The 25,824-nt window shown below is 59.1% G+C and carries 26 protein-coding genes; 11 read left to right on the top strand and 15 right to left on the bottom strand.

What is annotated here, in order from left to right; translation table 11 throughout:
* Window positions 1-157 precede the first annotated feature (157 nt).
* On the top strand, window positions 158-1,489 hold the full coding sequence (gene hisD / locus AC07UI_RS25970; protein ID WP_494995174.1) for a histidinol dehydrogenase: 1,332 nt from the start codon (window positions 158-160) through the stop codon (window positions 1,487-1,489).
* Window positions 1,486-2,538, top strand: a complete 1,053-nt coding sequence (gene hisC / locus AC07UI_RS25965) for a histidinol-phosphate transaminase (RefSeq protein ID WP_494995173.1) — start codon at window positions 1,486-1,488, stop codon at window positions 2,536-2,538. The genes hisD and hisC overlap by 4 nt, the downstream gene beginning before the upstream one ends.
* Before the next feature lie 49 nt (window positions 2,539-2,587).
* Here hisC and AC07UI_RS25960 read toward each other — a convergent pair whose 3' ends face one another.
* The 3 genes from AC07UI_RS25960 to algW form a co-directional block, all read right to left on the bottom strand.
* Window positions 2,588-3,316 (bottom strand): DUF4198 domain-containing protein, encoded by a 729-nt coding sequence (locus tag AC07UI_RS25960; protein ID WP_494995172.1) that lies wholly within the window; start codon window positions 3,314-3,316, stop codon window positions 2,588-2,590.
* Window positions 3,317-3,328: 12 nt separating this feature from the next.
* Complete coding sequence (locus AC07UI_RS25955; protein WP_494995171.1) at window positions 3,329-5,434, bottom strand: TonB-dependent siderophore receptor; 2,106 nt, start codon at window positions 5,432-5,434, stop codon at window positions 3,329-3,331.
* Window positions 5,435-5,518: 84 nt separating this feature from the next.
* Complete coding sequence (algW, locus tag AC07UI_RS25950) at window positions 5,519-6,673, bottom strand: Do family serine endopeptidase AlgW (RefSeq protein WP_494995170.1); 1,155 nt, start codon at window positions 6,671-6,673, stop codon at window positions 5,519-5,521.
* A gap of 102 nt (window positions 6,674-6,775) precedes the next feature.
* Between algW and AC07UI_RS25945 the strand changes: the two genes are divergently transcribed.
* The 3 genes from AC07UI_RS25945 to cysN all read left to right on the top strand — a co-directional run bounded on the left by AC07UI_RS25945 (window position 6,776) and on the right by cysN (window position 10,500).
* A complete protein-coding gene (locus AC07UI_RS25945; RefSeq protein WP_494995169.1) occupies window positions 6,776-7,534 on the top strand; it encodes a Nif3-like dinuclear metal center hexameric protein in 759 nt (252 codons plus the stop codon).
* A 135-nt stretch (window positions 7,535-7,669) separates the two neighbouring features.
* Window positions 7,670-8,587, top strand: a complete 918-nt coding sequence (gene cysD, locus AC07UI_RS25940; RefSeq protein WP_494995168.1) for a sulfate adenylyltransferase subunit CysD — start codon at window positions 7,670-7,672, stop codon at window positions 8,585-8,587.
* Between the two features lie 14 nt (window positions 8,588-8,601).
* Window positions 8,602-10,500, top strand: coding sequence for a sulfate adenylyltransferase subunit CysN (cysN, locus tag AC07UI_RS25935; protein ID WP_494995167.1), 1,899 nt, complete (start codon window positions 8,602-8,604; stop codon window positions 10,498-10,500).
* Between the two features lie 188 nt (window positions 10,501-10,688).
* Here the strand turns inward: cysN and yihG are convergent, their stop codons facing one another.
* The 3 genes from yihG to AC07UI_RS25920 form a co-directional block, all read right to left on the bottom strand.
* Window positions 10,689-11,597, bottom strand: a complete 909-nt coding sequence (gene yihG / locus AC07UI_RS25930) for a 1-acylglycerol-3-phosphate O-acyltransferase, YihG family (RefSeq protein ID WP_494995166.1) — start codon at window positions 11,595-11,597, stop codon at window positions 10,689-10,691.
* On the bottom strand, window positions 11,598-13,697 hold the full coding sequence (gene pta / locus AC07UI_RS25925; RefSeq protein ID WP_494995165.1) for a phosphate acetyltransferase: 2,100 nt from the start codon (window positions 13,695-13,697) through the stop codon (window positions 11,598-11,600).
* A gap of 61 nt (window positions 13,698-13,758) precedes the next feature.
* Window positions 13,759-14,067, bottom strand: coding sequence for a DUF3565 domain-containing protein (locus AC07UI_RS25920; protein WP_494995215.1), 309 nt, complete (start codon window positions 14,065-14,067; stop codon window positions 13,759-13,761).
* On the opposite strand from AC07UI_RS25920, the gene AC07UI_RS25915 reads away from it, so the two are divergent.
* From AC07UI_RS25915 to AC07UI_RS25905, 3 genes are all read left to right on the top strand, one after another.
* Window positions 14,066-14,551 carry an FKBP-type peptidyl-prolyl cis-trans isomerase gene (locus tag AC07UI_RS25915; RefSeq protein WP_020297166.1) on the top strand — a complete coding sequence of 162 codons (486 nt, stop codon included), beginning with the start codon at window positions 14,066-14,068 and terminating at the stop codon, window positions 14,549-14,551. The genes AC07UI_RS25920 and AC07UI_RS25915 overlap by 2 nt on opposite strands.
* 134 nt (window positions 14,552-14,685) lie before the next feature.
* Window positions 14,686-15,168 (top strand): glutathione peroxidase, encoded by a 483-nt coding sequence (locus AC07UI_RS25910; RefSeq protein WP_494995164.1) that lies wholly within the window; start codon window positions 14,686-14,688, stop codon window positions 15,166-15,168.
* A 235-nt stretch (window positions 15,169-15,403) separates the two neighbouring features.
* Window positions 15,404-16,507 (top strand): NADH:flavin oxidoreductase, encoded by a 1,104-nt coding sequence (locus AC07UI_RS25905; protein ID WP_494995163.1) that lies wholly within the window; start codon window positions 15,404-15,406, stop codon window positions 16,505-16,507.
* A gap of 60 nt (window positions 16,508-16,567) precedes the next feature.
* Here the strand turns inward: AC07UI_RS25905 and AC07UI_RS25900 are convergent, their stop codons facing one another.
* Window positions 16,568-17,788 carry a glycosyltransferase family 4 protein gene (locus AC07UI_RS25900; protein WP_494995162.1) on the bottom strand — a complete coding sequence of 407 codons (1,221 nt, stop codon included), beginning with the start codon at window positions 17,786-17,788 and terminating at the stop codon, window positions 16,568-16,570.
* Window positions 17,789-17,829: 41 nt separating this feature from the next.
* A complete protein-coding gene (gene cysZ, locus AC07UI_RS25895) occupies window positions 17,830-18,585 on the bottom strand; it encodes a sulfate transporter CysZ (RefSeq protein WP_494995161.1) in 756 nt (251 codons plus the stop codon).
* A 306-nt stretch (window positions 18,586-18,891) separates the two neighbouring features.
* Here cysZ and trxB point away from each other — a divergent pair, with 306 nt between their 5' ends.
* Entirely contained in the window at window positions 18,892-19,854 is a 963-nt protein-coding gene (trxB, locus tag AC07UI_RS25890; RefSeq protein WP_494995160.1) for a thioredoxin-disulfide reductase, read from the top strand.
* Window positions 19,855-20,021: 167 nt separating this feature from the next.
* On the opposite strand, the gene AC07UI_RS25885 is transcribed toward trxB, so the two are convergent.
* The 6 genes from AC07UI_RS25885 to AC07UI_RS25860 form a co-directional block, all read right to left on the bottom strand.
* Window positions 20,022-20,360 (bottom strand): HopJ type III effector protein, encoded by a 339-nt coding sequence (locus AC07UI_RS25885; protein WP_494995159.1) that lies wholly within the window; start codon window positions 20,358-20,360, stop codon window positions 20,022-20,024.
* Entirely contained in the window at window positions 20,353-20,649 is a 297-nt protein-coding gene (locus AC07UI_RS25880) for a DUF1244 domain-containing protein (protein ID WP_494995158.1), read from the bottom strand. Before AC07UI_RS25880 ends, AC07UI_RS25885 begins: the two co-directional genes overlap by 8 nt.
* Before the next feature lie 68 nt (window positions 20,650-20,717).
* Window positions 20,718-21,089 (bottom strand): dihydroneopterin triphosphate 2'-epimerase, encoded by a 372-nt coding sequence (folX, locus tag AC07UI_RS25875; protein WP_494995157.1) that lies wholly within the window; start codon window positions 21,087-21,089, stop codon window positions 20,718-20,720.
* 2 nt (window positions 21,090-21,091) lie between these two features.
* Window positions 21,092-21,652: a GTP cyclohydrolase I FolE gene (folE, locus tag AC07UI_RS25870; RefSeq protein WP_494995156.1), complete on the bottom strand. Its 561-nt coding sequence runs from the start codon at window positions 21,650-21,652 to the stop codon at window positions 21,092-21,094.
* Between the two features lie 22 nt (window positions 21,653-21,674).
* On the bottom strand, window positions 21,675-22,385 hold the full coding sequence (gene folM / locus AC07UI_RS25865; protein WP_494995155.1) for a dihydromonapterin reductase: 711 nt from the start codon (window positions 22,383-22,385) through the stop codon (window positions 21,675-21,677).
* Between the two features lie 147 nt (window positions 22,386-22,532).
* Complete coding sequence (locus tag AC07UI_RS25860) at window positions 22,533-23,102, bottom strand: antibiotic biosynthesis monooxygenase (RefSeq protein WP_494995154.1); 570 nt, start codon at window positions 23,100-23,102, stop codon at window positions 22,533-22,535.
* Between the two features lie 208 nt (window positions 23,103-23,310).
* On the opposite strand from AC07UI_RS25860, the gene AC07UI_RS25855 reads away from it, so the two are divergent.
* Window positions 23,311-24,270, top strand: coding sequence for a MerR family transcriptional regulator (locus AC07UI_RS25855; RefSeq protein WP_494995153.1), 960 nt, complete (start codon window positions 23,311-23,313; stop codon window positions 24,268-24,270).
* Between the two features lie 9 nt (window positions 24,271-24,279).
* Here AC07UI_RS25855 and AC07UI_RS25850 read toward each other — a convergent pair whose 3' ends face one another.
* A complete protein-coding gene (locus AC07UI_RS25850; RefSeq protein ID WP_494995152.1) occupies window positions 24,280-24,885 on the bottom strand; it encodes a hypothetical protein in 606 nt (201 codons plus the stop codon).
* Window positions 24,886-25,167: 282 nt separating this feature from the next.
* On the opposite strand from AC07UI_RS25850, the gene AC07UI_RS25845 reads away from it, so the two are divergent.
* Window positions 25,168-25,623 (top strand): flavodoxin, encoded by a 456-nt coding sequence (locus tag AC07UI_RS25845; protein ID WP_494995151.1) that lies wholly within the window; start codon window positions 25,168-25,170, stop codon window positions 25,621-25,623.
* Window positions 25,624-25,824 lie beyond the last annotated feature (201 nt).

Genomic DNA, 25,824 nt, shown 5'->3' with positions numbered 1-25,824 from the left:
ACCCCGGTCGCGCCCATCTATCCGTGTCATAGCCAGAATTCTCAGGTGCCCACGCGGATGGCTTGGTAGTCTTGCGGCGCCTGAGATTTGCAAAACCCAGCTTTGCAAAACCAAGCTTTGCCCATTTGAGCATTCGCCAATTATTGAGGCCCTCGCTATGACCGCTCCCACTGCAATTCGCCGACTCAACGCTGCTGACCCGGATTTCGCGCATCATCTGGATCATCTGCTGAGCTGGGAAAGTGTGTCTGACGACTCGGTCAATCAGCGGGTGCTGGATATCATCAAAGCCGTGCGCGAACGCGGCGACGCGGCGCTGGTGGAATTCACCCAGCGCTTCGACGGCCTTGAAGTGACATCGATGGCCGATCTGATTCTGCCCCGTGAGCGTCTGGAGCTGGCCCTGACCCGGATCACCGTGCCCCAGCGTGAAGCGCTGGAAAAAGCTGCTACGCGAGTACGCAGCTACCACGAAAAACAGAAACAGGATTCCTGGAGCTACACCGAGGCCGACGGCACGGTGCTGGGCCAGAAGGTCACGCCGCTTGACCGCGCTGGTCTGTACGTCCCCGGAGGCAAGGCTTCCTATCCGTCTTCGGTGTTGATGAACGCGATCCCGGCCAAGGTCGCGGGCGTGACCGAAGTGGTCATGGTCGTACCGACCCCGCGCGGTGAAATCAATGAACTGGTGCTGGCCGCAGCCTGCATCGCCGGTGTTGACCGGGTATTTACCATCGGTGGCGCCCAGGCCGTTGCCGCCTTGGCTTATGGCACCGAAAGTGTGCCCAAGGTCGACAAAGTCGTCGGCCCGGGCAACATCTATGTGGCCACCGCCAAGCGCCACGTGTTTGGTCAGGTCGGTATCGACATGATTGCCGGCCCGTCCGAGATTCTGGTGGTCTGCGACGGTCAGACCGATCCGGACTGGATTGCCATGGACCTGTTTTCCCAGGCTGAGCACGACGAAGATGCCCAGGCCATTCTGATCAGCCCGGATGCCGGGTTCCTCGACAAGGTGGCGGCGAGTATCGCCAAACTGCTGCCGACCATGGAACGCGCCGAAATCATAGAGACCTCGATCAACGGTCGTGGTGCGTTGATTCAGGTTCGCGACATGCAGCAAGCCATCGACGTGGCCAACCGCATTGCCCCGGAGCACCTGGAGCTGTCGGTCGCCGATCCGCAAGCCTGGTTGCCGCAGATCCGCCATGCCGGTGCGATCTTCATGGGCCGTCACACCTGCGAGGCCTTGGGCGACTACTGCGCCGGTCCCAACCACGTGTTGCCGACTTCCGGCACTGCGCGTTTCTCCTCGCCGCTGGGGGTGTATGACTTCCAGAAGCGTTCGTCGATTATTTTCTGTTCGCAGGCGGGCGCTTCCGAACTGGGCAAAACCGCTTCAGTGCTGGCCCGCGGCGAGTCCCTGACTGCCCACGCCCGCAGCGCGGAATACCGGATCGTTACCAATGAAGAGGGGAAACAAGCATGAGTAAATTCTGGAGTCCCTTCGTCAAGAATCTGGTGCCTTACGTGCCGGGTGAGCAGCCGAAGCTGGCGAAACTGGTCAAGCTCAACACCAACGAAAATCCTTATGGTCCATCGCCTAAAGCCTTGGCGGCGATGCAGACCGAATTGAACGACAACCTGCGTCTGTATCCGGATCCGAACAGCGACCTGCTCAAGCAAGCCGTTGCCAAGTACTACGGGGTGCAGAGCAATCAGGTGTTCCTCGGCAACGGTTCCGATGAAGTGCTGGCCCATGTTTTCCACGGTTTGCTCCAACACGATCAGCCGCTGCTGTTTCCGGACATCAGCTACAGCTTCTATCCGGTGTACTGCGGCCTGTACGGTATGGCATTCGAAGCGGTGGCGCTGGATGAGCAGTTTCAGATTCGCGTCTCGGACTATGCCAGGCCTAACGGCGGGATCATTTTCCCCAATCCGAATGCGCCAACCGGTTGCCTCTTGGCGCTGGACGCGGTCGAGCAAATCCTCAAGGCCAGCCCGGACTCAGTAGTCGTTGTCGACGAGGCCTACATCGACTTCGGTGGCGAGACGGCGATCAGCCTGGTGGATCGTTATCCGAATCTGCTGGTGACTCAGACACTGTCCAAGTCGCGTTCCCTGGCGGGTCTGCGGGTCGGTCTGGCGGTCGGTCATGCGGATTTGATCGAGGCGCTGGAGCGGATCAAGAACAGCTTCAACTCCTACCCGCTGGATCGTCTGGCGATCGTCGGCGCGGCAGCCGCGTTCGAGGATCGTGAGCACTTCGACAAGACCTGCAAGCTGGTTATCGACAGTCGTGAACACGTGGTTGAGCAATTGCAGGCAAAGGGTTTTGAAGTGCTGCCGTCGGCGGCGAACTTCATCTTCGCCCGTCATCCGCAACACGACGCGGCAGGCCTGGCGGCCAAGTTGCGTGAGCAAGGCGTGATCGTGCGCCACTTCAAGCAGGAGCGAATCGCTCAGTTCCTGCGCATCTCCATCGGCACGCCAGAGCAGAACCAGGCGTTGCTGGACGGCTTGGGCGACCTGTAGTTGGTTTTGATTGATCGTTCCCACGCTCCGCGTGGGAACGATCTTTGCCTTACTCGTGATGCGCTTCACCCAAAAACGTCAGTGAACTGAACAATCCCCGCGACGCCACATCGGCATTGTCTTTCAGCGGGATTTCCACCTGCGCTGCAATCACATTCAGCCCTTCATTACGCACCAGCACCTGTGCCCGACCTTCGGCATCCGTTTCGGTACTCAGGGTGTTCGGCGCGTTGCGATAATCGCCAATCAACTTCACCCCGGCCGCAGGTTTGCCATCGAGCAGCACGCGCACCGGCAGTGACTGGCCCGGGCCGACGGTGAGCGGATCGACTTCCGGCAGGATCAGCAGTTTGATCTGATCCAGCTTCGCAAACCTGGCCCCCGGCTGATAAATCGCCAGGCTGTACTTGAAGGTCTGGGTCGAGGCGATCGCTCCCGGTACTTTGCTGCGTCCCTGATTGACCCATTGCTTGTCAGCGGTCTGCGACCACATACCGTTATCCAGCGCCACGGCCAGCACGGCGGGCGGCTTGAGTGGTTGAAGGCGCGCATGATCGGCCAAGCGTTGTACGGTGACCGGGATCATCTTGCCTGCGACGTCATAGGCCCAGGCACCGCTGATTTTCTGCGCTTTGAAGGCATTGTCCTCGGCGCCATGGCCGTAGATGACTTCGACATTACCACGGCGTTGTTCGGTCCACAGGCCGTGGGCCGAGACTTGAGTGGCGAACAACGCGCCGAGCAGACCCAGCAGAGCCAGTGTTTTTGGTTGTTGCATGGCGGTTCCCTTTTACAGATTGAGTGTCAGGCTGACGGTGAAATTGCGCGGCTCGCCGGGGTTGACCCAGTAATTACTGTAGGAGCGCTCGTAATATTTCTCGTCGAAGAGGTTGTTCAGATTCAGCCCCACGGTGACGTTTTCGCTGGTCTTGTAATGGGCCAGCAGGTCGACGGTGTGGTAGGCGGGCAGTTCGAAATCGCCACCGGCTTCGCCTGAGCGGTCACCCACATAGGTGAGCGCCGCGCCGACATCGGCGCCGCGCATCAGGCCATCCTGAAATACATACACGCCCAACAGACTGCCGCTGCGTTTGGCTACACCGAGAATCCGGCTGCCGGTGGGGATCGCTTTGTCGCCTTTTGTGACCTCGGCATCGATATAGGCGAAAGCACCGATCACTCGCACGGCGTCACTGAGTTGCCCGGTGACTTGCAGGTCAATGCCCTGGCTGCGGCCCTTGCCCATGGCGCGATAGTTGTCGGTGGCCGGGTCAAGGGTCAGAACGTTTTCTTTCTCGATGTGGAAAGCGGCGAGGGTGGTGCTCAGGCGATCGTCGAACAGCTCGCTCTTGATACCGGCTTCATAGCCGACGCCTTCCTCTGGATCGAAGGATTTGCTGCTGACATCCAGGCCGTCGTTCGGTTTGAACGAGGTGGACGCATTGGCGAACAGGCCGACTTGCGGTGTCAGTTGGTAGAGCAGGCCCGCGCGTTGGGTCAGAGCGTCATGGGTTTGCCGGGTACTGGCGTTCCTCGTGAAGTCGTCGATCTTCTGTTCGAAGTGCTCCAGGCGAACGCCGAGCATGCCTCGCAGACGTTCGCTGAAGACGATCTGGTCTTGCAGGTTCAGCGCCTGGCTTTCGACATGTTCGAAGAAGTCTGTGCCCGAGCGCGCACCATCGGGTTTCGGCTGGCCGTAAACCGGGTTGTAGATATCGATGGCATACGGGCTACCGGCGATAGTGGTGACCCGTTCATTCTTGCGGTAGTTCTCGTATTCGCTGCCGATCAGCAGCTCGTGCTGCCAATTGCCGATGTCGAACAGACCGCGTAGTTCAAGCTGGGTAATGCTGTCGTGCCAGTCGCTATCGCGCTCCCGGTAGCGACGGTTGACGGTGTGCTGATCGGCGTTCAGCGGGCGGGCTTCCGAGGCGAAACCCCAGAGTTTGCCCTGCTTGTAATGACTGGCCAGGCGCAGTTTCCAGGCATCGTTCAAATGATGTTCGAGCGCGGCCTGGAGCATGTTGTTGTGGTTATCAATGTCATCGTCGTTGGGCTCGCCGAGGAAGGTAGAGCGCGATACACCGCTCCACGTGTTGTTCGGTGCAACGATGCCGCGATCGAATGTCGAGCTGTGGCGTACGAATTCACTTTCCACCAGCAGGCTGGTATCCGGGTCGGGTTGCCAACTGAACGACGGCGCGACGAACACCCGCCGACTGTCGACGTGATCGCGCAAGCTGTGGTTGTCTTCTACCGCGAGGTTGACCCGGGACAGCACATTGCCTTGCTCGTCGAGGGGGGTGTTGACGTCCATTGCACTACGGTAGCGATCCCAACTGCCGGTGCTGGTTTGCAACGTCGTGAAGGCTTCGGGTTGCGGTTTTTTGGTGACGATATTCACCGTGCCGCCGGGATCGCCACGACCATACAGGCTGGCTGCCGGCCCTTTGAGTACTTCGATGCGCTCGATGTTGGCGGCATCCGGTGTGCTTGGGAAACCGCGGTTGGCGCTAAAGCCGTCCTTGTAGAACTGCGAAGTGGTGAAGCCGCGCACGCTGTATTCGTAGAGGGTCAGGCCACCGAAGTTGTTTTGTTTCGAGACGCCGCCGGCAAACTCCAGGGCGCGTTCGACGCTGGTGCTGCCCAAATCCTTGAGCACGCTGGCGGGGATCACACTGATGGACTGCGCAATATCCCGAATGGCCGTATCGGTTTTGCTCGCGCTGGAGGAACGAGTGACGCGATAGCCCTTGACCGGGCCGGTGGGGGATTCGTAGTCGGCGGTGACGCTGATGGCGTCGAGTTCCAGCGGTTGTGGTTCTTCGGCGAAGACCGGATCCCCCAGCAGACCAAGGGCCAGGCCTGCCAGGGAAGCAGTTTTGCGAGACGTCATGACATCGTTCCAATAGCAATATTGAAACAATATAACATGACCAATGAGAATGTATGCTTTTAGCCCGGCGAGCCGGGCTGGCGCTTACTGCTCTTCTTTGACGGGCGCTGGCGGCGGACGCAGACCGATTTCCGCCGTGAGCTTGAGATCCTGGCCGTTGCGGATGACCTGGATGGTGACCTTGTCGCTCGGCTTGATCCGCGCCACCTGGTTCATCGAGCGGCGCCCGTCACCGGCCGGTTCGCCGTCGATGCTGAGGATCACATCGCCCAGTTGCAGACCGGCTTTCTGCGCCGGGCCATCACGGAAAATTCCGGCGACCACAATGCCCGGACGTCCGGAGAGGCCAAAGGATTCCGCCAGTTCCTGAGACAGCGGCTGTACTTCGATGCCGAGCCAGCCACGGATCACCTGGCCGTGCTCGATAATCGACTTCATCACTTCCATGGCCAGTTTGATCGGGATGGCAAACCCGATGCCCTGAGAGCCGCCGGATTTGGAGAAGATCGCCGTGTTGATCCCGGTCAGGTTGCCATTGGCGTCTACCAGTGCACCGCCCGAGTTACCGGGGTTGATCGCGGCGTCGGTCTGGATGAAGTCTTCGTAGTTGTTCAAACCCAGCTGATTGCGCCCGGTGGCGCTGATGATGCCCATAGTGACGGTCTGGCCGACGCCGAACGGGTTGCCGATGGCCAGCGCGACGTCGCCGACGCGGATGTTTTCGGAGCGGCCGACGGTGATCGAGGGCAAATTCTTCAGATCAATTTTCAGGACCGCAAGGTCGGTCTCCGGATCACTGCCGATCACTCGGGCCAGGGTTTCGCGGCCATCCTTGAGGGCCACCACGATTTGGTCAGCGCCGGTGGTAACGTGGTTGTTGGTCAGCAGGTAGCCTTCCGGGCTCATGATCACGCCCGAGCCGAGGCTGGACTCCATACGCTTTTGCTTGGGTGCGTTGTCGCCGAAAAAGCGCCGGAACTGGGGATCCTCGAACAGTGGATGAGCGGGTTTGTTGATCACCTTGGTGGTGTACAGGTTGACCACCGCAGGCGCGGCAGTGACCACCGCATCGGCGTAGGACACAGGCCCCTGCAGGGTGCTGGTGGTTTGCGGAGCTTGCTGCAGGTTGACGTCAAGGCTTGGCAGCCCGACCCATTGCGGGTAACGCTGAATAATCAGCAACGCGATAAGCACGCCGGCCAACAGCGGCCAGCCAAAAAAACGCAGCGCCTTGAGCATTAAGCAAGTCCTGAGAGGTTACGAAGGACCGCATACGGCCCATAATGTCGCGCATTATAGAGGCGCGCGAGCGCCTCTGAACGGGATATTTAGGAGTCTTTTATGGCCGTCGCCCTGAGCACCCTGGTAGAAGAAGCGGACCGTTACCTCAGCAGTTCGCGGATTGCCGATTACTGCCCCAACGGTTTACAGGTCGAAGGCCGGCCGCAGGTCATGCGCATCGTCAGCGGCGTCACCGCCAGTCAGGCGTTGCTGGACGCCGCAGTGGAGGCCAGGGCTGATCTGGTGCTGGTGCATCATGGCTACTTCTGGAAGGGCGAGAACCCGTGCATTACCGGGATGAAGCAGCGCCGGCTGAAGACCTTGCTCAAGCACGACATCAGCCTGCTGGCGTATCACCTGCCACTGGACCTGCATCCCGAGGTCGGCAATAACGTGCAGCTGGCGCGTCAACTGGACATCACGGTCGAAGGTCCGCTGGACCCGGAAAACCTCAAGGTGGTCGGCATGGTCGGGTCGTTGGCCGAGCCTGTGACCGCGCGTGATTTTGCCCGTCACGTGCAGGAAGTGATGGGCCGCGAGCCGCTGTTGATTGAGGGCAGCGAGATGATTCGGCGTGTCGGCTGGTGCACCGGCGGAGGCCAGGGTTATATTGATCAAGCGGTATTGGCCGGTGTCGATCTGTACCTGAGTGGTGAAGCTTCGGAGCAGACCTTCCACAGCGCCCGGGAAAACGACATCAGCTTTATCGCCGCCGGTCACCACGCCACCGAACGCTATGGTGTGCAGGCGCTGGGGGATTACCTGGCGCGGCGTTTTGCGCTCGAGCACATCTTTATCGATTGCCCGAATCCGATTTGAACGCTCAAACAGGCGGGTATATTCATATACCGTTTCGATCTACTTGGTGTCCTCAATAGAAGCGGACGCTGTGCTAGCATGCCCCGCTCGAACACGGCCCGCTGGCCGTCCATAAGATCGTTTTCGTGAGTAGCCATGGTCGACAAACTGACGCATCTGAAACAGCTGGAGGCGGAAAGCATCCACATCATCCGCGAGGTCGCCGCCGAGTTCGATAACCCGGTGATGCTGTACTCCGTCGGTAAAGACTCCGCTGTAATGCTGCACCTTGCGCGCAAGGCATTCTTCCCCGGCAAGCTGCCATTCCCGGTGATGCACGTCGACACCCAGTGGAAATTCAAGGAGATGTACAGCTTCCGCGACCGCATGGTCGAAGAACTGGGCCTGGACCTGCTGGTGCACGTCAATCCGGAGGGTATAGCGCAGGGCATCAACCCGCTGACCCACGGTAGCGCAAAGCACACCGACATCATGAAGACCGAAGGCCTCAAGCAGGCTTTGGACAAATACGGCTTCGACGCCGCTTTCGGTGGCGCCCGTCGCGACGAAGAGAAGTCTCGTGCCAAAGAGCGCGTGTATTCCTTCCGTGACAGCAAGCACCGCTGGGACCCGAAAAACCAGCGCCCCGAGTTGTGGAACGTCTACAACGGCAACGTCAACAAAGGCGAGTCGATCCGGGTATTCCCGCTGTCGAACTGGACCGAGCTGGACATCTGGCAGTACATCTACCTTGAAGGTATCCCGATCGTGCCGCTGTACTTCGCCGCCGAACGCGATGTCATCGAGATGAACGGCACGTGGATCATGATCGACGACGAGCGTCTGCTCAATCACCTGAGCGATGAAGACAAGGCTCGCATCGTCAAGAAGAAGGTCCGTTTCCGCACACTTGGCGACTACCCGTTGACGGGCGCGGTCGAGTCCGAGGCCACCAGCCTTACCGACATCATTCAGGAAATGCTCCTGACGCGAACTTCCGAGCGCCAGGGCCGGGTCATCGATCACGATGGCGCCGGTTCCATGGAAGAAAAGAAACGTCAGGGCTATTTCTAAACAGGGTGTCTCACATGTCGCATCAATCTGAATTGATCAGCGAGGACATCCTCGCCTATCTGGCCCAGCACGAACGCAAGGAAATGCTGCGCTTTCTCACCTGTGGCAACGTCGACGACGGCAAGAGCACCCTGATCGGGCGTCTGCTGCACGACTCCAAGATGATCTACGAAGATCATCTGGAAGCCATCACCCGCGATTCGAAGAAAGTCGGCACCACGGGCGACGATATCGATCTGGCATTGCTGGTCGATGGCCTGCAGGCCGAGCGCGAGCAGGGCATCACCATCGATGTCGCCTACCGTTATTTCTCGACCGCCAAGCGCAAATTCATCATCGCCGACACCCCCGGCCATGAGCAGTACACCCGCAACATGGCCACCGGCGCATCGACCTGCGACCTGGCGATCATTCTGGTGGACGCCCGTTACGGCGTGCAGACCCAGACCCGTCGCCACAGCTTTATCGCCTCGTTGCTGGGCATCAAACACATCGTTGTCGCCATCAACAAGATGGACCTCAACGGCTTCGATGAAACCGTGTTCGAGTCGATCAAGTCCGATTACCTGAAGTTCGCCGAAGGCATCGCGTTCAAGCCGACCACTATGGCGTTTGTCCCGATGTCGGCGCTCAAGGGCGACAACGTGGTGAACAAGAGCGAGCGTTCGCCCTGGTACACCGGTCAATCGTTGATGGAGATTCTCGAAACCGTCGAAATTGCCAGTGACCGCAACTACGCCGACTTGCGTTTCCCGGTGCAGTACGTCAATCGTCCGAACCTGAATTTCCGTGGTTTCGCCGGTACCCTGGCCAGCGGCATCGTGCACAAAGGCGATGAAGTCGTGGTTCTGCCGTCGGGCAAGAGCAGCCGCGTCAAATCCATCGTCACCTTTGAAGGCGAGCTGGAACACGCAGGCCCAGGTCAGGCGGTGACGCTGACCATGGAAGACGAGATCGATATCTCCCGTGGCGACTTGCTGGTGCATGCCGACAATGTCCCGCAAGTGACCGACGCTTTCGACGCCATGCTGGTGTGGATGGCTGAAGAGCCGATGCTGCCGGGCAAGAAATACGACATCAAACGTGCTACCACGTACGTGCCGGGTTCGATCACCAGCATCGTCAATCGCGTCGATGTGAACACCCTGGCCGAAGGTCCTGCCAGCGCGTTGCAGTTGAACGAGATCGGTCGGGTGAAGATCAGCCTCGATGCAGCCATTGCGCTGGACGGTTACGACAGTAACCGCACCACCGGTTCGTTCATCGTCATCGACCGTTTGACCAATGGCACTGTCGCAGCGGGCATGATCATCGCCCAGCCTCTGGCTCATGACAGCGTCACTCACCACGGCAAACTGGCTCATGTTGCCACCGAAGAGCGTGCCCAGCGCTTCGGCCAGCAACCGGCCACCGTGCTGTTCAGCGGCCTGTCCGGTGCCGGCAAAAGCACACTGGCCTATGCGGTTGAACGCAAATTGTTCGACATGGGTCGTGCGGTGTTCGTACTCGATGGCCAGAACCTGCGTCATGACCTGAACAAAGGTTTGCCGCAGGATCGCTCCGGGCGTACCGAGAACTGGCGTCGTGCGGCTCACGTCGCGCGTCAGTTCAACGAAGCCGGCCTGCTGACGTTGGCGGCGTTCGTCGCACCGGATGCCGAAGGTCGCGAACAGGCCAAGGCGCTGATCGGCGGCGATCGTTTGCTGACTGTCTATGTCCAGGCTTCGCCGACGGTCTGCGCCGAGCGTGATCCGCAAGGCTTGTACGCGGCGGGCGGGGACAACATCCCTGGCGACTCCTTCCCGTACGACGTGCCGCTGGACGCTGACCTTGTGGTCGACACCCAGTCGCTGTCGCTGGAAGAGTGTGTCAAGCAAGTACTGGAACTGCTGCGTAACCGCGGCGCGATCTAAGCTTCACGCGCACTGAAAAGCCCGCAACCGAGTGATCGGTTGCGGGCTTTTTGTTGATCCGGGATTGATCGTTCCCACGCTCTGCGTGGGAATGCCGCCTTGGACGCTCCGCGTCCTCTTCAGCTGTGACGCAGAGCGTCACGGGATGCATTCCCACGCGGAGCGTGGGAACGATTGTGTACAGGCGGTCAGCGTTTGCTCGGATACTCCAGATGCATCTGCGCCAGCAATGCATCCTTGTTTTCCCACAGCACATTGATCCACTGCTGAAACTCCAGGCGGTACTCATCATCCTGGTCGTAGTTCTTGCCGATGAATTGCGCTGGAATCCGTACTTCCTCGAAATGCACCACAAGGTCATTCACCTTGCCGCACAGCAAGTCCCAATAACCGGGACGCCCGGCCGGGTAGTGGATGGTGACGTTGACGATCGACTCCAGCTGTTCGCCCATGGCATCCAGCACAAAGGCGATGCCGCCGGCCTTGGGCTTGAGCAGGTAGCGCAACGGTGAGTTTTGCTGTGCGTGTTTGCCTTCGGTGAAGCGCGTGCCTTCGACGAAGTTGAAGATACCGACAGGATTGTCGCGAAACTTCGCGCAAGTCTTGCGGGTGGTTTCCAGGTCTTTGCCTTTCTTTTCCGGGTACTTGGCCAGATAGGCCTTGGAGTAGCGCTTCATGAACGGGAAGCCCAGCGCCCACCAGGCCAGACCGATCACCGGGACCCAGATCAACTCCTGCTTGAGGAAGAACTTCAGCGGACGGATACGCCGGTTCAGCACGTACTGCAGCACCATGATGTCGACCCAGCTCTGATGATTGCTGGTGATCAGGTACGAGTGCTGATAGTCCAGGCCATCAAGGCCGCTGAGGTGCCAGCGAGTCCGACGCAGCAGGTTCATCCAGGCTTTGTTGTTGCTGATCCAGGCTTCGTGGATATGGCTCATCAGCCAGTCGGTGAAGCGTTGGGCGGCCGGGAACGGCAGCAGCAGTTTGACGATTGCCACGATAAACAGCGGGGTGCAGCAGGCAATAGTGTTCAGCGCCAACAGCAGCGAGGCGATCACGCCGCGCACCGGTGCGGGTAGAAAATCCAGCATTTAGAGGTCCAGAGGTCGGTTGGCGGCTTGAATCGCAGTCAGGGCAATGGTGTAGACGATGTCGTCGACCTGAGCGCCGCGCGGCAAATCGTTTACCGGTTTACGCAGGCCTTGCAGCATCGGTCCGAGGCTGACGCAATCGGCACTGCGCTGCACGGCTTTGTGGGTGGTGTTGCCGGTATTCAGGTCGGGAAAAATGAACACCGTTGCCCGACCGGCCACCTGACTGTTCGGCGCCAATTGCCGAGCCACGACTTCGTTGGCCGCGGCGTCGTACTGTAACGGGCCGTCGATCAGTAGCGAGTTCTGCGTTTCATGGGCGAGCAAGGTGGCTTCGCGGACTTTCTCGACTTCTTCACCGCTGGCCGACTCGCCACTGGAATAGCTGAGCATCGCCACCCGGGGGGTGATGCCGAATGCCGCGGCGGAGTCGGCGCTTTGCAGCGCAATCTCGGCCAGTTCGCTGGCGCTCGGGTGCGGGTTCATGATGCAGTCGCCGTAAACCAGCACTTCTTCCGGGAACAGCATGAAAAACACCGACGAAACCAGCGTGCAGCCGGGCGCGGTCTTGATCAGTTGCAGGGCCGGACGAATGGTGTTGGCGGTGGAGTGAATGACCCCGGATACCAGCCCGTCGACCTCATCGAGCGCCAGCATCATGGTGCCGATCACCACGGTGTCTTCCAGTTGCTGCTCGGCCATCGGGGCGTTGAGGCTTTTGGTTTTGCGCAGTGCGACCATTGGTTCGACATAGCGCTGACGGATCAGGTCCGGATCGAGAATCTCCAGGCCTTCAGGCAACTCGATGCCTTGGGCGCGCGCGACTGCCTGCACGTCCTCGGGCTTGGCCAGTAACACGCAGCGAGCGATACCGCGAGCCTGGCAGATCGCCGCCGCCTGTACGGTCAAGGGTTCGCTGCCTTCAGGCAGGACGATGCGTTTGTTGGCGGCCTGGGCGCGCTGGATCAATTGATAGCGGAACACTGCCGGCGACAGACGCATTTCCCGTGGCGTGCCACAGCGCTGATGCAACCAGTTTGCGTCCAGGTGGCTGGCGACGAAGTCAGTGATGATCTCCGCACGTTCGCGGTCGTCGATCGGAATTTCCTTGTTCAAACCGTTCAACTGGTTGGCGGTGTCGTAGGAGCCGGTACTCACCGACAATACCGGCAGACCGGCCTGCAAGGCGCCTCGGCAGAGGTCCATGATTCGTGGGTCGGGCAGGGTGTCGCTGGTCAGCAACAGGCCGGCCAGCGGCACGCCGTTCATTGCCGCGAGGCTGACGGCGAGGATGATGTCGTCGCGATCGCCGGGGGTCACCACCAGCACGCCTGGCTTGAGCAGTTCCACGGTGTTGCGCATGGTGCGAGCGCAGATGATGATCTTGGTCATGCGCCGGGTTTCGTAGTCGCCGGCGTTGAGCACTTGTGCGCCCATCAGGTCCGCTACGTCGCGGGTGCGTGGGGCGTTCAGTTCAGGCTGGAACGGGATGCAGCCGAGCAGACGGAAATCGCCGCTGCGCAGCAACGGCGAATGCTCTTTCAGGCGAGCGGCGAAGGCCTCCATGCTTTCATCGGTCCGAACCTTGTTGAGGATCACGCCGAGGACTTTCGGGTCTTTCGGACCGCCGAATAGCTGCGCCTGCAACTCGACCCGACCGGACAGTTCGGTAAGCACTTCGTTTTCCGGTGCCGAGACCAGAATCACTTCGGCATCCAGGCTTTTCGCCAGATGCAGGTTGACCCGGGCGGCGTAGCTGGCGCTGCGGGTTGGCACCATGCCTTCGACAATCAGCACGTCTTTGCCAATCGCGGCCTGCTGGTAAAGGGTGATGATTTCTTCCAGTAGCTCATCGAGTTGACCATCGCCAAGCATTCGCTCGACGTGGGCCAGGCCCAACGGCTGTGGCGGTTTCAGGCCGTGGGTGCGGGCCACCAGTTCGGTGGAGCGTTCAGGCCCGGTGTCGCCGGGGTGCGGCTGGGCAATTGGCTTGAAGAAACCGACTTTCAGCCCGGCCCGTTCAAGGGTACGCACCAGCCCGAGGCTGATAGAGGTCAGACCCACACCAAAATCGGTGGGCGCGATAAAAAAAGTTTGCATGCGGATTCTCTGGAGGTGCATGGCAAGGGTGAACGCCTATGACTGGCCTTCTACCGATATTTCAGACGTCAAGGTTATCGCTAACCGAGCCTTGAGCGCACCAACCGCAGTCAAAGGGTTGGCCTATTTTTTCCTGACGTCGCGCAGGATCCATTACCCAGGCTCGGGATTGCCACGGTGGCTGGTGGCGAAGGTGCTGGGTATGGCCGCAGGAAAGCTCGGCAACCCAGTGTCCGTCCTCGTCTTGATGGAAGCCATCGATCGTCGATCCTTTCGAAGCGGGCCGTCTGTCCGGGTTCCGTTCGCTTTCGGGCGATTGCTTCGCTAAACTTGACCGTTCTTCATTCTTTTGCAAAAGGTCTCGCCCCATGCTGATCGCTGCCAATAAGGCTGTCTCTATCGACTATACCCTGACCAACGATGCTGGTGAGGTCATCGACAGCTCCGCCGGCGGCGCGCCGCTGGTTTACCTGCAAGGCGCAGGTAACATCATCCCGGGCCTGGAAAAGGCTCTGGAAGGCAAGAAAGTCGGTGATGAACTGACTGTTGCCGTAGAACCTGAAGATGCCTACGGCGAATACGCTGCCGAACTGGTCAGCACGCTGAGCCGCAGCATGTTCGAAGGCGTCGACGAACTGGAAGTGGGCATGCAGTTCCACGCTTCCGCTCCGGACGGCCAAATGCAGATCGTCACCATCCGCGATCTGGACGGCGACGACGTTACCGTCGACGGTAACCACCCGCTGGCTGGTCAGCGCTTGAACTTCCAGGTCAAAATCGTTGATATCCGCGACGCCAGCCAGGAAGAAATCGCCCATGGTCACGTCCATGGCGAAGGTGGTCACCACCACTGATTTTCTGCGCTAAGCTCGGATCGCTGGAGAGGCGCCCGAGGGCGCCTTTTTAGTCTTCGGCTGTTCGCGGCTGCAAAGCGGTTGTACTGTCGAGTGGCTATTTCGAGAAGAACACGGGAAATTTGGAGTCCGTCATGAGTGCTTTTCACGACCTTAATCTAAAAGCTTTGGATGGCCAGGACCTGCCTCTCGCGCCCTTCAAGGGGCACGTCGTACTGGTGGTCAACGTCGCCTCCAAATGTGGTTTGACGCCACAATACGCGGCGCTGGAAAACCTCTACCAGCAATACAAGGACCAAGGCTTCAGTGTGCTGGGTTTGCCGTGCAATCAATTTGCCGGGCAGGAACCAGGTACTGAACAGGAGATCCAGGAGTTCTGTAGCCTCAACTATGGCGTAACGTTTCCATTGTCCAGCAAGCTGGAAGTGAACGGGCATGATCGTCATCAGCTGTACCGTCTGTTGGCGGGCGAGGGCGCGGAATTCCCCGGTGACATCACCTGGAACTTCGAAAAATTCCTCCTGGGTAAAGACGGTCGCGTGCTGGCGCGTTTTTCGCCACGTATGGCTCCCGATGATCCAGCCGTGGTTCAGGCGATCGAGAAAGCCCTGAGCTGAGCGTTGCAACAAGAAGTGCCGGGCATCAGCGCCCGGCCAGTTTCACCCCCCGCCTTTCGGATGTTTCGCACTTCCACTCTTTCGCCAGCTTTTGCACCTTAATCACGTTGATCAATAGTGCTGGGCGATTCTCTCGATGAACAATATTATAACCATCATAAGGCGTTCGATCGGCCGCTAATCCGCGTCGATGCGCTGACCTTTGATTCGAGCCCGCTTTCTTGTGGAGTGCCGCATGCCTGTTCAAGCCTTGTTCAAACCGTTTCAGCTCGGAACGCTTCAACTGCCGACCCGAGTGGTGATGGCACCGATGACCCGTTCGTTTTCCCCGGGTGGCGTGCCGAACTCAAAAGTGATCGAGTATTACCGTCGTCGCGCCGCGGCCGGCGTGGGCCTGATCATCACTGAGGGCACGACGGTCGGTCACAAGGCTTCCAACGGTTATCCCAACGTTCCGCATTTCTATGGTGAAGTCGCGCTGGCCGGCTGGAAGAAGGTTGTCGATGCGGTGCACGCCGAGGGCGGCAAGATCGTTCCACAACTCTGGCACGTCGGCAGTGTGCGACGTATCGGCACCGAGCCGGATGCCAGCGTGCCGGGCTATGGCCCTTCGGAAAAACTCAAGGACGGTCAGCTCGTCGTTCACGGTATGACCAGGCAAGACATTGATGACGTCATCGCCGCGTTCGCCCAGGCCGCCAAAGATGCTCAGAGTATCGGCATGGACGGTGTGGAGATCCACGGTGCCCACGGTTATCTGGTGGATCAGTTCTTCTGGGAAGGCAGCAACCAGCGCACCGATGAATACGGCGGCAGCCTGGCCAATCGTTCACGTTTTGCCATTGAGTTGATTCAGGCCGTGCGCGCTGCGGTCGGCCCGGGCTTCCCGATCATCTTCCGTTTCTCCCAGTGGAAGCCGCAGGACTATACCGCCCGCCTGGTACAAACCCCGGAAGCCTTGGGTGAGTTCCTCAAGCCATTGTCCGATGCCGGCGTGGATATCTTCCATTGCTCGACGCGACGTTTCTGGGAGCCGGAGTTCGATGGTTCCGAGCTGAACCTGGCCGGTTGGGCTCGCAAGCTCACCGGCAAGCCGACCATCACCGTAGGCAGCGTGGGCCTGGATGGCGAGTTCCTGCAGTTCATGGTCAACACCGACAAAGTTGCTCAACCGGCGAGCCTGGGAAAACTGCTGGAGCGTCTGGGCAACGATGAATTCGATCTGGTTGCAGTCGGCCGTGCACTGTTGGTCGACCCGGACTGGGCGTTGAAGGTTCGCGAAGGCCGCGAGCAAGACATTCTGCCGTTCAGCCGTGAGGCGTTGATGAGCCTGGTTTAAGCGGCGACCAGGCTGACACCATATCGCGGGCAAGCCTCGCTCCTACAGGATTTGGGTCGATCACAATAATTTTGATCTCGCCGGACCTTGCAGGAGCGAGGCTTGCCCGCGGTGCTCTTCCTGGCAAGCCCCGCGCAACTGACCTTCAAACTGTTCGATGACCGTTGCCCAACCTTGCCGGCTGGCGTGCTGGCGTGCATTGAGCCGTACCCGACGCAAGGTTTCGCGCTCTTCCAGCAGCCAGATGGCAGCATCGCAGAACGCGTCTTCGTCGCCGGGCATGGCGAGTACGCCGTTGTAACCATGTCGAATGTGTTGGGCCGCCGCTGCTTGATCGTAAGCCACCACCCCCAATCCCGACGCCAGGGCTTCGAGCACCACGTTGCCGAAGGTTTCGGTCAGGCTTGGAAACAGAAACAGGTCCCCCGACGCATAGTGGCTGGCTAATGCTTCCCCACGTTGCGAGCCGCAAAAAATCCCTTCCGGCAATTCCTTCTCCAGCGTCGCGCGCTGTGGTCCTTCACCAATCACGATCAGTTTCATCCGCTGCTGTGGATAAGTGGCCTGCAAGGCATCGAAACTACGCTTGAGCAATCCGAGGTTTTTCTCTGACGCCAGGCGTCCTACGTGAATGACTGCAATATCGTCGTTACCCAGGCCCCAGGTTTCCCGCAGCGCGTTCAGGCGTTTGGCCGGGTTGAACAGCTGGTTGTCCACGCCACGCGAGAGCAGTGCCAAGCGCTCGAAGTGCCGACGTTCCAGCTCCAGGCGTTGGCTGGCGCTGGGCACCAGAGTCAATTTTGAACGGTTGTGGAACCAGCGCAGATAATGAGTCAGCAGCCGGGTTATCAGACTGAGGCCGTACTGGTTGGAGTACTGTTGAAAATTGGTGTGAAAACCACTGACCACCGAGATACCCAGGCGTCGAGCGGCCCGCAGTGCAGACAAACCCAGTGGCCCTTCAGTCGCGATGTACAGCACATCGGGGCGATGGCGCTGCCAGCGACGCAGCAATTTGTGCATCGAGGAGTGCCCCCATTGCAGGCCGGGGTAGCCGGGCAACGGCCAACCGCGACAGAGCAGCAGTTGCTCGTCACTCGGCCGGCTCTGGTCACAGTCCTGACGCGGCCGGACCAGTTCGACCTGATGTCCGCGCGCGCGCAAACCATCGAAAAAGCGGCCAAGCGTATTGGCCACGCCGTTGATTTCCGGAGGGAAGGTTTCGGTGATCAGAGTGATACGTAGAGCTGTCGTCATGGCCTCAGTGTCGGCTGAGGCCATGTCGTCATTGTGTCGCTGGGATGATGGATTTGTGACGGTGCTCAGACTTGCCTGACCACCAGCTTTTCAGCGCCGCGCTCGCGGACCCAGAACAAGGTCGCCCCAGCCACGGCGGCGGGCATCATCAGGATGTTCACCACCGGAATCAGCAACGCCAGATAGACGATGCCGCCAAAACTCATGCTCTGCCAGCGCTTCTCGCGCAGCCAGGCAAGCATCTCGTTCCAGCCCAGCTGGTGGTTGTCCGCCGGGTAGTCGATGTACTGGATTGCCATCATCCACACGCCGAACAGCAGCCACAGCGGTGCGGCGATCACGTTGACCACGGGAATGAACGAGAGGATGAACAGCCCGATGGTTCGCGGCAGGAAATAGCCGAGCTTGCGCATTTCCCGGGCCAGAGTGCGCGGGACCATGGCGATCAACTCGCGCCAGCTGAATGACGGGAAGTCGTCGGTGCCGCGCACCACCACTTCGACTTTCTCCGCGAGAAAACCGTTGAAGGGTGCAGCGATGACGTTAGCCAGCAGGGTGAAGGTGAAGAACACCATCAGCGCCACCAGCACCACGAACAGCGGCCAGAGGATGTAGCTGAGAAAACTCAACCAGTGCGGCAATGAAGGCATCAGCGCATCGACCCACAGGCTGAACTGATGACCGGCCAGGTAGATCAATCCGACGAACAGCACCAGGTTGATCGCCAGGGGTAACAGGACGAACAAACGCAGGCGGGGGCTCAAGACCAGCTTCAGGCCTTCGCGCAGGTATTGCGGGCCAGACAGAGCGGGGGCGGGCATAGCGTGTTCCTTGCGATGAGAAAACTTGCCGACCTTAACGGCTTTGCTCCCTAGGCGAAAGCGCAGTAATTGTGTCGACATTAACTGTAACAAAGGCGCCCTCAGTCAGGACTGTTGCAGATAGAGACCGCCTATGAGCTGGATTGTTAATCCGTATTTCCTTAATCTTCGCCCCCTCGATACGCTGCACCCATTATTTTCAGGACTGTCTCGCTTCCCCAAGTGCTTTCACAGTCCTTTTTTTATTCCAGCCGGTTTTCCGGCGTTCCGCGCCAGATGCCCAGGGCCGGTCAATAGGAGTGAGTCATGTCTGATGTACGTCATTCGCGAGTGATTATTCTCGGTTCCGGCCCTGCCGGTTACAGCGCTGCGGTCTATGCCGCTCGTGCCAACCTCAAGCCGCTGCTGATCACCGGCATGCAGGCCGGCGGTCAGCTGACTACCACCACCGAAGTCGACAACTGGCCGGGCGACGTCCATGGCCTGACCGGCCCGGCGTTGATGGACCGTATGCGTGAGCATGCTGAACGCTTTGAAACCGAAATCGTGTTCGACCACATCAACGCAGTCGACTTTGCGGCCAAGCCTTACACCTTGACCGGTGACAGCGCCACCTACACCTGCGACGCGCTGATCATCGCCACTGGCGCCAGCGCTCGTTACCTGGGTCTGCCTTCAGAAGAAACCTTCATGGGCAAAGGCGTTTCGGCCTGCGCTACCTGCGATGGTTTCTTCTATCGCAACCGTGAAGTCGCTGTGGTCGGTGGCGGCAATACCGCCGTTGAAGAAGCGCTGTACCTGGCCAACATTGCCAGCAAGGTCACGCTGATCCACCGTCGCGAAACCTTCCGCGCCGAGAAGATCCTGATCGACAAACTGCACGCGCGGGTTGCCGAGGGCAAGATCGTCCTCAAGCTGAATTCGACCCTTGACGAAGTGCTGGGCGACAACATGGGCGTGACCGGTGCGCGTCTGAAGAACAACGATGGCAGCTTCGACGAGCTGAAAGTCGATGGCGTGTTCATTGCCATCGGCCACACCCCGAACACCTCGTTGTTCGAAGGTCAGCTGACATTGAAAGACGGCTACCTGGTGGTTCAGGGCGGCCGTGAAGGCAATGCCACTGCGACCAGCATCGAAGGTATCTTTGCTGCCGGTGACGTGGCTGACCACGTTTACCGTCAGGCGATCACTTCGGCAGGTGCCGGCTGCATGGCCGCACTGGACGCAGAGCGTTATCTGGACGACCTGCAGAACGCCAAGTTCTGAGTCTGATGAAATGAAAAAACCGGCCTTGGCCGGTTTTTTCATGTTCGCAGTTCATTGATCGTTCCCACGCTCCGCGTGGGAATGCAGCCCCGGACGCTCCGCGTCCATTGCGGAGCGTCCAATGAGACATCCCCACGCAGAGTGTGGGAAGGATCGTCCATCTTGAATTAGCGGCGTTGCAGAGGCTGCGCCGCGAACTTCACACCCGCCAGACCATGAGCCATCAACGCCCGGATATTGCCGTGGTCGGTGCCATCCGGGGTCGATACGACCGAGCGGTAGTGCTCGCCGAACGCCAGCAAGGCTTCCTCGTCGCTCAAGCCTTCCAGCAGCGCCAGGCCCAGGGTCTTGCACGAACCTTCGTTCTGCCCGGCAGCATTTTCTACGCCGCCGTTGTTGAAGGCTTGTGGCTGGTAATCGTAGCCAGCGGCGATAAACGCCAGGGTCTCGGCAAAGGCGTGTTCGTCGCTTTTGAGGCTGGCGCGCAGGGTGTTCAGATCAGTCATGGGTTTTTCCTTTGGCAAACGCCGCTTGTTGTTCGGCGTTGGCTTCTTGCTGGTATTGGGCTTTCCACTCGGCGTACGGCATGCCGTAAACCACCTCGCGGGCGTCGTCGAGGCTGACCTCGATCTGGCGATCATCGGCCTCGGCCTTGTACCACTTGGACAGGCAGTTACGGCAGAAACCGGCGAGGTTCATCAGGTCGATGTTTTGCACATCCTTGCGGCTGTCCAGGTGCGCGACCAGGCGGCGGAAGGCGGCGGCTTCGAGTTCCAGGCGTTGTTGCTCGGTCATGATGGGCTCTGTGCGATCTATCGTGGCGCGGATGATAAAAGCCTGGCGGACAATTGGCCAGACGGCGGTCAGCGGCTCGCGGCGAGGGTGATCGATACCGACTCGGCGAAACGCAGGGCATGGGGTTTGTCGACTTCGACTTCGGCGTACAGCACCGATTCGTTGGTCATCACCAGATCGAGCAACTCCTGCGTCAGGCGTTCGAGCAAGGCAAAACGATTGCCCTCGACGTGGGCAATGATCGCTTTGGTGATTGTGCGGTAATTCAGCGCGTGGTCGATGTCGTTGTCGCGCACAGCGTCCTGTGCGGCATAGAGGATGGTCAGGTTGATCAACACATCCTGCTTGTTGAGGATTTCGTCCTCATTGATTCCGATGAAGGTCCGCAAACACAGGTCCTTGACCCGGATGCGTGCCATTCCTGGCTGAAGTTGTGGCATTGCTACTTGCTCCGTCCTATCAATTGCAGGAACTCCTGGCGAGTGTTGCTCGAGTCGCGGAAGGCACCGAGCATCACCGAGGTATTCATGGTCGAATTCTGTTTCTCGACGCCGCGCATCATCATGCACATATGCTTGGCCTCGATCACCACCGCGACACCGGCGGCCTGGGTCACTTGCTGAACGGCATCAGCGATTTCCCGGGTGAGGTTTTCCTGGATTTGCACGCGGCGGGCGAACATGTCGACAATTCGCGCGATCTTCGACAGCCCCAGGACCTTGCCGGTCGGAATATAAGCCACATGAGCCTTGCCGATGAAGGGCAGCAGGTGATGTTCGCAGAGTGAGTAGAGTTCGATGTTGTCGACGATTACCATCTCGTCGTTATCAGAGTCGAACAGTGCACCGTTGACGATCTCCTCGACGCTCTGCGCATAGCCATGACAGAGGTACTGCATGGCCTTGGCTGCGCGGGCAGGCGTCTGGAGCAAACCCTCGCGATCCGGGTCTTCACCCAGGCCTATCAGGATTTCCCGGTAATTTTGGGACAGGGATAACGTCATACAACATCCTCGCAGGGGCGGCTTATTTGACGTGCCTTCCGCCGTTGACGGTCAGGGTCGTGCCGGTGACATAAGGGTTGTCCAGCAAATAGCGCAGGCTCTGGTAAATCACCTCGCTGCCGGGTTCGATACCCAGCGCGGACTTGGCCAGTGCCCTGGCGCGGTACGCCGCGTCGTCGTCCGGGTTGAACATCAGCAGGGCCGGGGCAATGCCGTTGACCTTGATTCGCGGCGCATATTTCGCTGCGAAGGACAGGGTCAGGCTGTCCAGACCGGCTTTGCTGGCGCAGTAGGCAATGTGCTTGCTGCTGCCCTTGCGGGTGACATCGTCGCTGATATGCACGATGTCCGCCGGGCTGGAGCGTTCCAGCAAGTCAGCACAATGCAGGTTGATCAGATAGGGCGCAAGCATATGCACGCTGAACATCTGGGTGAATGCGGCTGTTTCGCTGCCAGGCGTTTCTGCCAGCCAGGATGAAGCGTTGTGAACAATCGCCCGCAGGCCAAGGGTGTGAGTTTTCAGTTCGGCAATGAACTTCAGGATGCCGGCCTCGCTGGAGAAGTCGGCAAACAACGCAATGGCACCGCGCTCGCGCAGGGTCTGCACGCCCGGCCGCTCGCTGCGGTAGCTGATGATGACCGGATGACCTTCCTCCAGCAGCCGCAATGCGCAATGCAGGCCAACGCGCTGGCCGGCGCCGGTGATCAGGATCGGGGCAGGGGAAAGAGTCATGGAACGCTCGCGTCGAGGTATAGGTAAAACTATACCAGCGACGATACCTGGTCACCTAAAACGAAGGGGGGACAGCCTCGTGTGCAGAAAAATCGTCCGAACGCGGCCCGAGCCATCGGTGCAGGAGCCGGCGCTGGCTGCGATCTTTTATGGAGTTTGCGTGGAAGGTGCGCCGGGCAATGATCGTGCAGGCGTGCTGTTCAGCCAGCCGGATAAAAGACGGGTCGACAGCGGAATAAAGAAGTACACCATCAATGGCGTCAAGGCCAGGGTGCTGAAGAACACCCGACTCAACAGCCCCAACTCGCCCAACAATGGCCCCAACAGCAGGTTGAACAGCAGCGAGACTGGAAAGAATGCCAGCCAGATCGCTACGGCCTGCTTCCAGCGAGGAGGGCGGTGACCGGCTGCGCCAAACCAGCCATCGATGCCGCTGACCCGATGTTCCGAAGGATGAGCGAACAAGTCGCTACCCCGCGCCAGCCAGGCGCCGCGCGAGGCGGAGTGTTCCCAGGCATGCAGGGTCTGTTCATTGGCAAAGCGGAAGATGATCTGGAATTCGTCATCATCGGGCGGCGGAGCAAGCACGCCAGAGCCGAGATAGCCGGGGAAGTCGGTGGCCAGTTGTTCGCCTTCGCCAAGCCAGGCGATCAAATCCTGGTAACGACCGTTGGCGACGCGGCGCGCCACCATCAGAGTGACGGGGGAGGTAGACATTGTGTATCTCCGAATTGTAAGCGCAGCCCCGGATAGGGGACTCACTTCACGCAGCGCCGGGGTGGTGGGCTGCGTTTAAGTACATGCAAGGATTATTCCTTGTTTCGGCGAATATACCAGCGACGTTTGTCGACTATGCCCTTGGAAGAACGGTACTTTTGGAGCATAAAATGGGATCCAATTTGTTAGCAGATATTTCCGCGTCCAGATGATCTCCATTACTGAACTCGCCCGCGATTCACTCATCTCCCACCAACTTGAACGGGAAGAGTTGTTCCCGATCCGGGAAGTGGCACGGCTGACGGGCGTCAACCCGGTGACCCTGCGCGCCTGGGAGCGTCGCTACGGTTTGATTGTTCCCACACGCACCGAAAGTGGGCATCGGTTGTATTCAATGGTCGAGATCGAGAAGGTCCGCAGCGTCCTTGGCTGGATCGAACGTGGTGTTGCGGTCAGTAAAGTCGGCAAGATCCTGAGCAAAACCAGCGCAGCTCAGACGCAGTCCAACGCCATTCCTGGTGAAGACACCCAAAGTGAGTATGCGCATTGGCAGACGCAACTCAAGACGGCGGTCAGCGAGTTTGATGACCTGCAACTGGAACGGCTGTATGGCCAAGTGTTTTCAAGCTTCGAGCTGAGTGTCGTGTTCCAGGACGTCCTGATGCCGCTCTGGAAACAATTGCTGCACCAGAAGGAGATGTTTGGTCAGACCAGCGAGTGGCTGTTCCTGGATGGCTTTTTACGCGCTCGGGTCTCGCAACGTCTGGTGTTGATACGCGGCTCGCAACGGCAGCGGGTGCTGGTGACGGCCATCGCCGGACAGTGCCGTGAGCTCGAATTGCTGGTGGCTGCCCTGTTCATGGGAAGCATGGAGGTCGGTGTCAGGGTACTGACGGTGGGGCAACCGTTCGATGAGTTGACCCTGGTCTGCGAAAAGATCAAACCCCAGGCGCTCGTGCTGTTCTCCAACCATGCACCTGCTCCCGAGTTACTCAGGCGCTTGAATCGTCTGGCCATTACCCTGAATTGTCCGGTAATGCTGGCTGGCGATGCGGCGAATCTGGCGCAGGAGAGTCTGGCGGGGTCGTCGATCGGGTGTCTGGGCAGCGATGTTCAGGTGATGCCGCAACGCTTGCGGCGACTCCTGAGCGGCGCGTTGGATACCTGAAAGAAAGCGTCAGATGTGAAGTGCAGGATGGGTCAGACGATGCTGCTGAAGGATGAACTGGCGCAGGCGTTCGGTTTCGTTCTTGTCACTCTGGTTCAGACGATAAGCGTAGTAGCCGTGCTCGGTTTCGCGCTCGAAGGTGCCGCGCAGAGCGATGCGCTCATAACCCGAAGGGCTGAACCAAAGGGCGAAATGCTTCGCTGGTTTGGTTCGATTGCGAATTTCCACCAGTACCCCTTTGAATGACACTTCGTGGACCCACAAGGCACCGGGTTGACCCTTTGCGTTTTCCAGTGCAACCGGCTCTTCGAGCGTCAAGCGCCAAGGTCGAACCATAGGCCCGTCTTCATAAATGCTGGGTACACCGAGGCGTAAATGCATCGCATGAAACTCGTCTTCCACCAGGTGCAGCGGAAAAGTAATCTGCTGGTTTTCGAAATGTGCCTGGATGGTGACTTGCTCATGGGCGGCAAGGCGCGTGAGCAGATCGCGGATTTGTGAACCGCCGTTGACCAACAGGCTCGATGTCGCATCCCGCACGTTGAGTTGCGGGTTGTGCTGCATGGTCTGGATGAAATCCAGCTCATCCTGGGTCAGGAGGGTGTCACGGTGCATGATTTACTCGAAAAAAATAATTACAAATTCATTGGTGATTGTAGTTAATGACCATTAATTCGATGACTTGTTTAAGCCGTTCGTCGCTTTGAACGCTTTGAGTTCGGCTTGAACCTCGGCCAATTGCGCTTCCAGTTGTACTACGCGTTGCTGAGCCTTGACCTGAACAGTGACGTCTCTGCTTCCTGTCTAGGACGCTGCATTTTAAGACATCATCGTGAGCTGTCCACTTGCCGTCAGCTGTTAATATTCTGATCTTTACTCAGCTTCAGGATCAGATTGATGAAAGTCGCCATCCTTTCCGGCTCGGTGTACGGCACGGCTGAAGAAGTCGCCCGGCATGCCGCAAAACTTCTAAATGCAGCAGGTTTCCAGGCTTGGCACAACCCGCGTGCGAGCCTGGCCGATGTCCTGGCATTCGGCCCCGAGGCGTTTCTTGCCGTGACCTCGACCACGGGCATGGGTGAGTTGCCGGATAACCTGCAACCGCTGTATTCGATGATTCGTGATCAATTGCCTGCTGCCTGGCGCGGTCTGCCGGGAGGGGTGATCGGTTTGGGCGATTCGAGTTACGGCGATACCTTCTGCGGCGGCGGTGAGCAGATGCGAGAGCTGTTCGCCGAACTGGGCGTGCGCGAAGTCCAGGAAATGCTGCGTCTGGACGCCAGCGAGAGCGTGACCCCGGAAACCGACGCCGAGCCGTGGCTTGCTCAGTTCGCTGGCGCTCTGCGCGGCTGACCGGGCTGTTGAATCTGTTCGCGGCCCCCTCTACTGGCGCCGATGCTTTGATATTAAATTGAACGTATTGATACGAAACTCAGCTCTGACCCGCTCGGCCAGTAAGCTGGCTGCCAATGCAACTACCCCAGGCCCGGTGGCTGACTAGACTGATTGGACGTTAGTAAAAATAATAAAAATCGAAAACTGCCGAGGTCACTG

It is taken from the genome of Pseudomonas sp. GW821-FHT04C07 (assembly GCF_059420325.1).
Note: the sequence above shows the minus strand (reverse complement) of the source record. Positions and strands in the feature narration are given on the sequence as shown.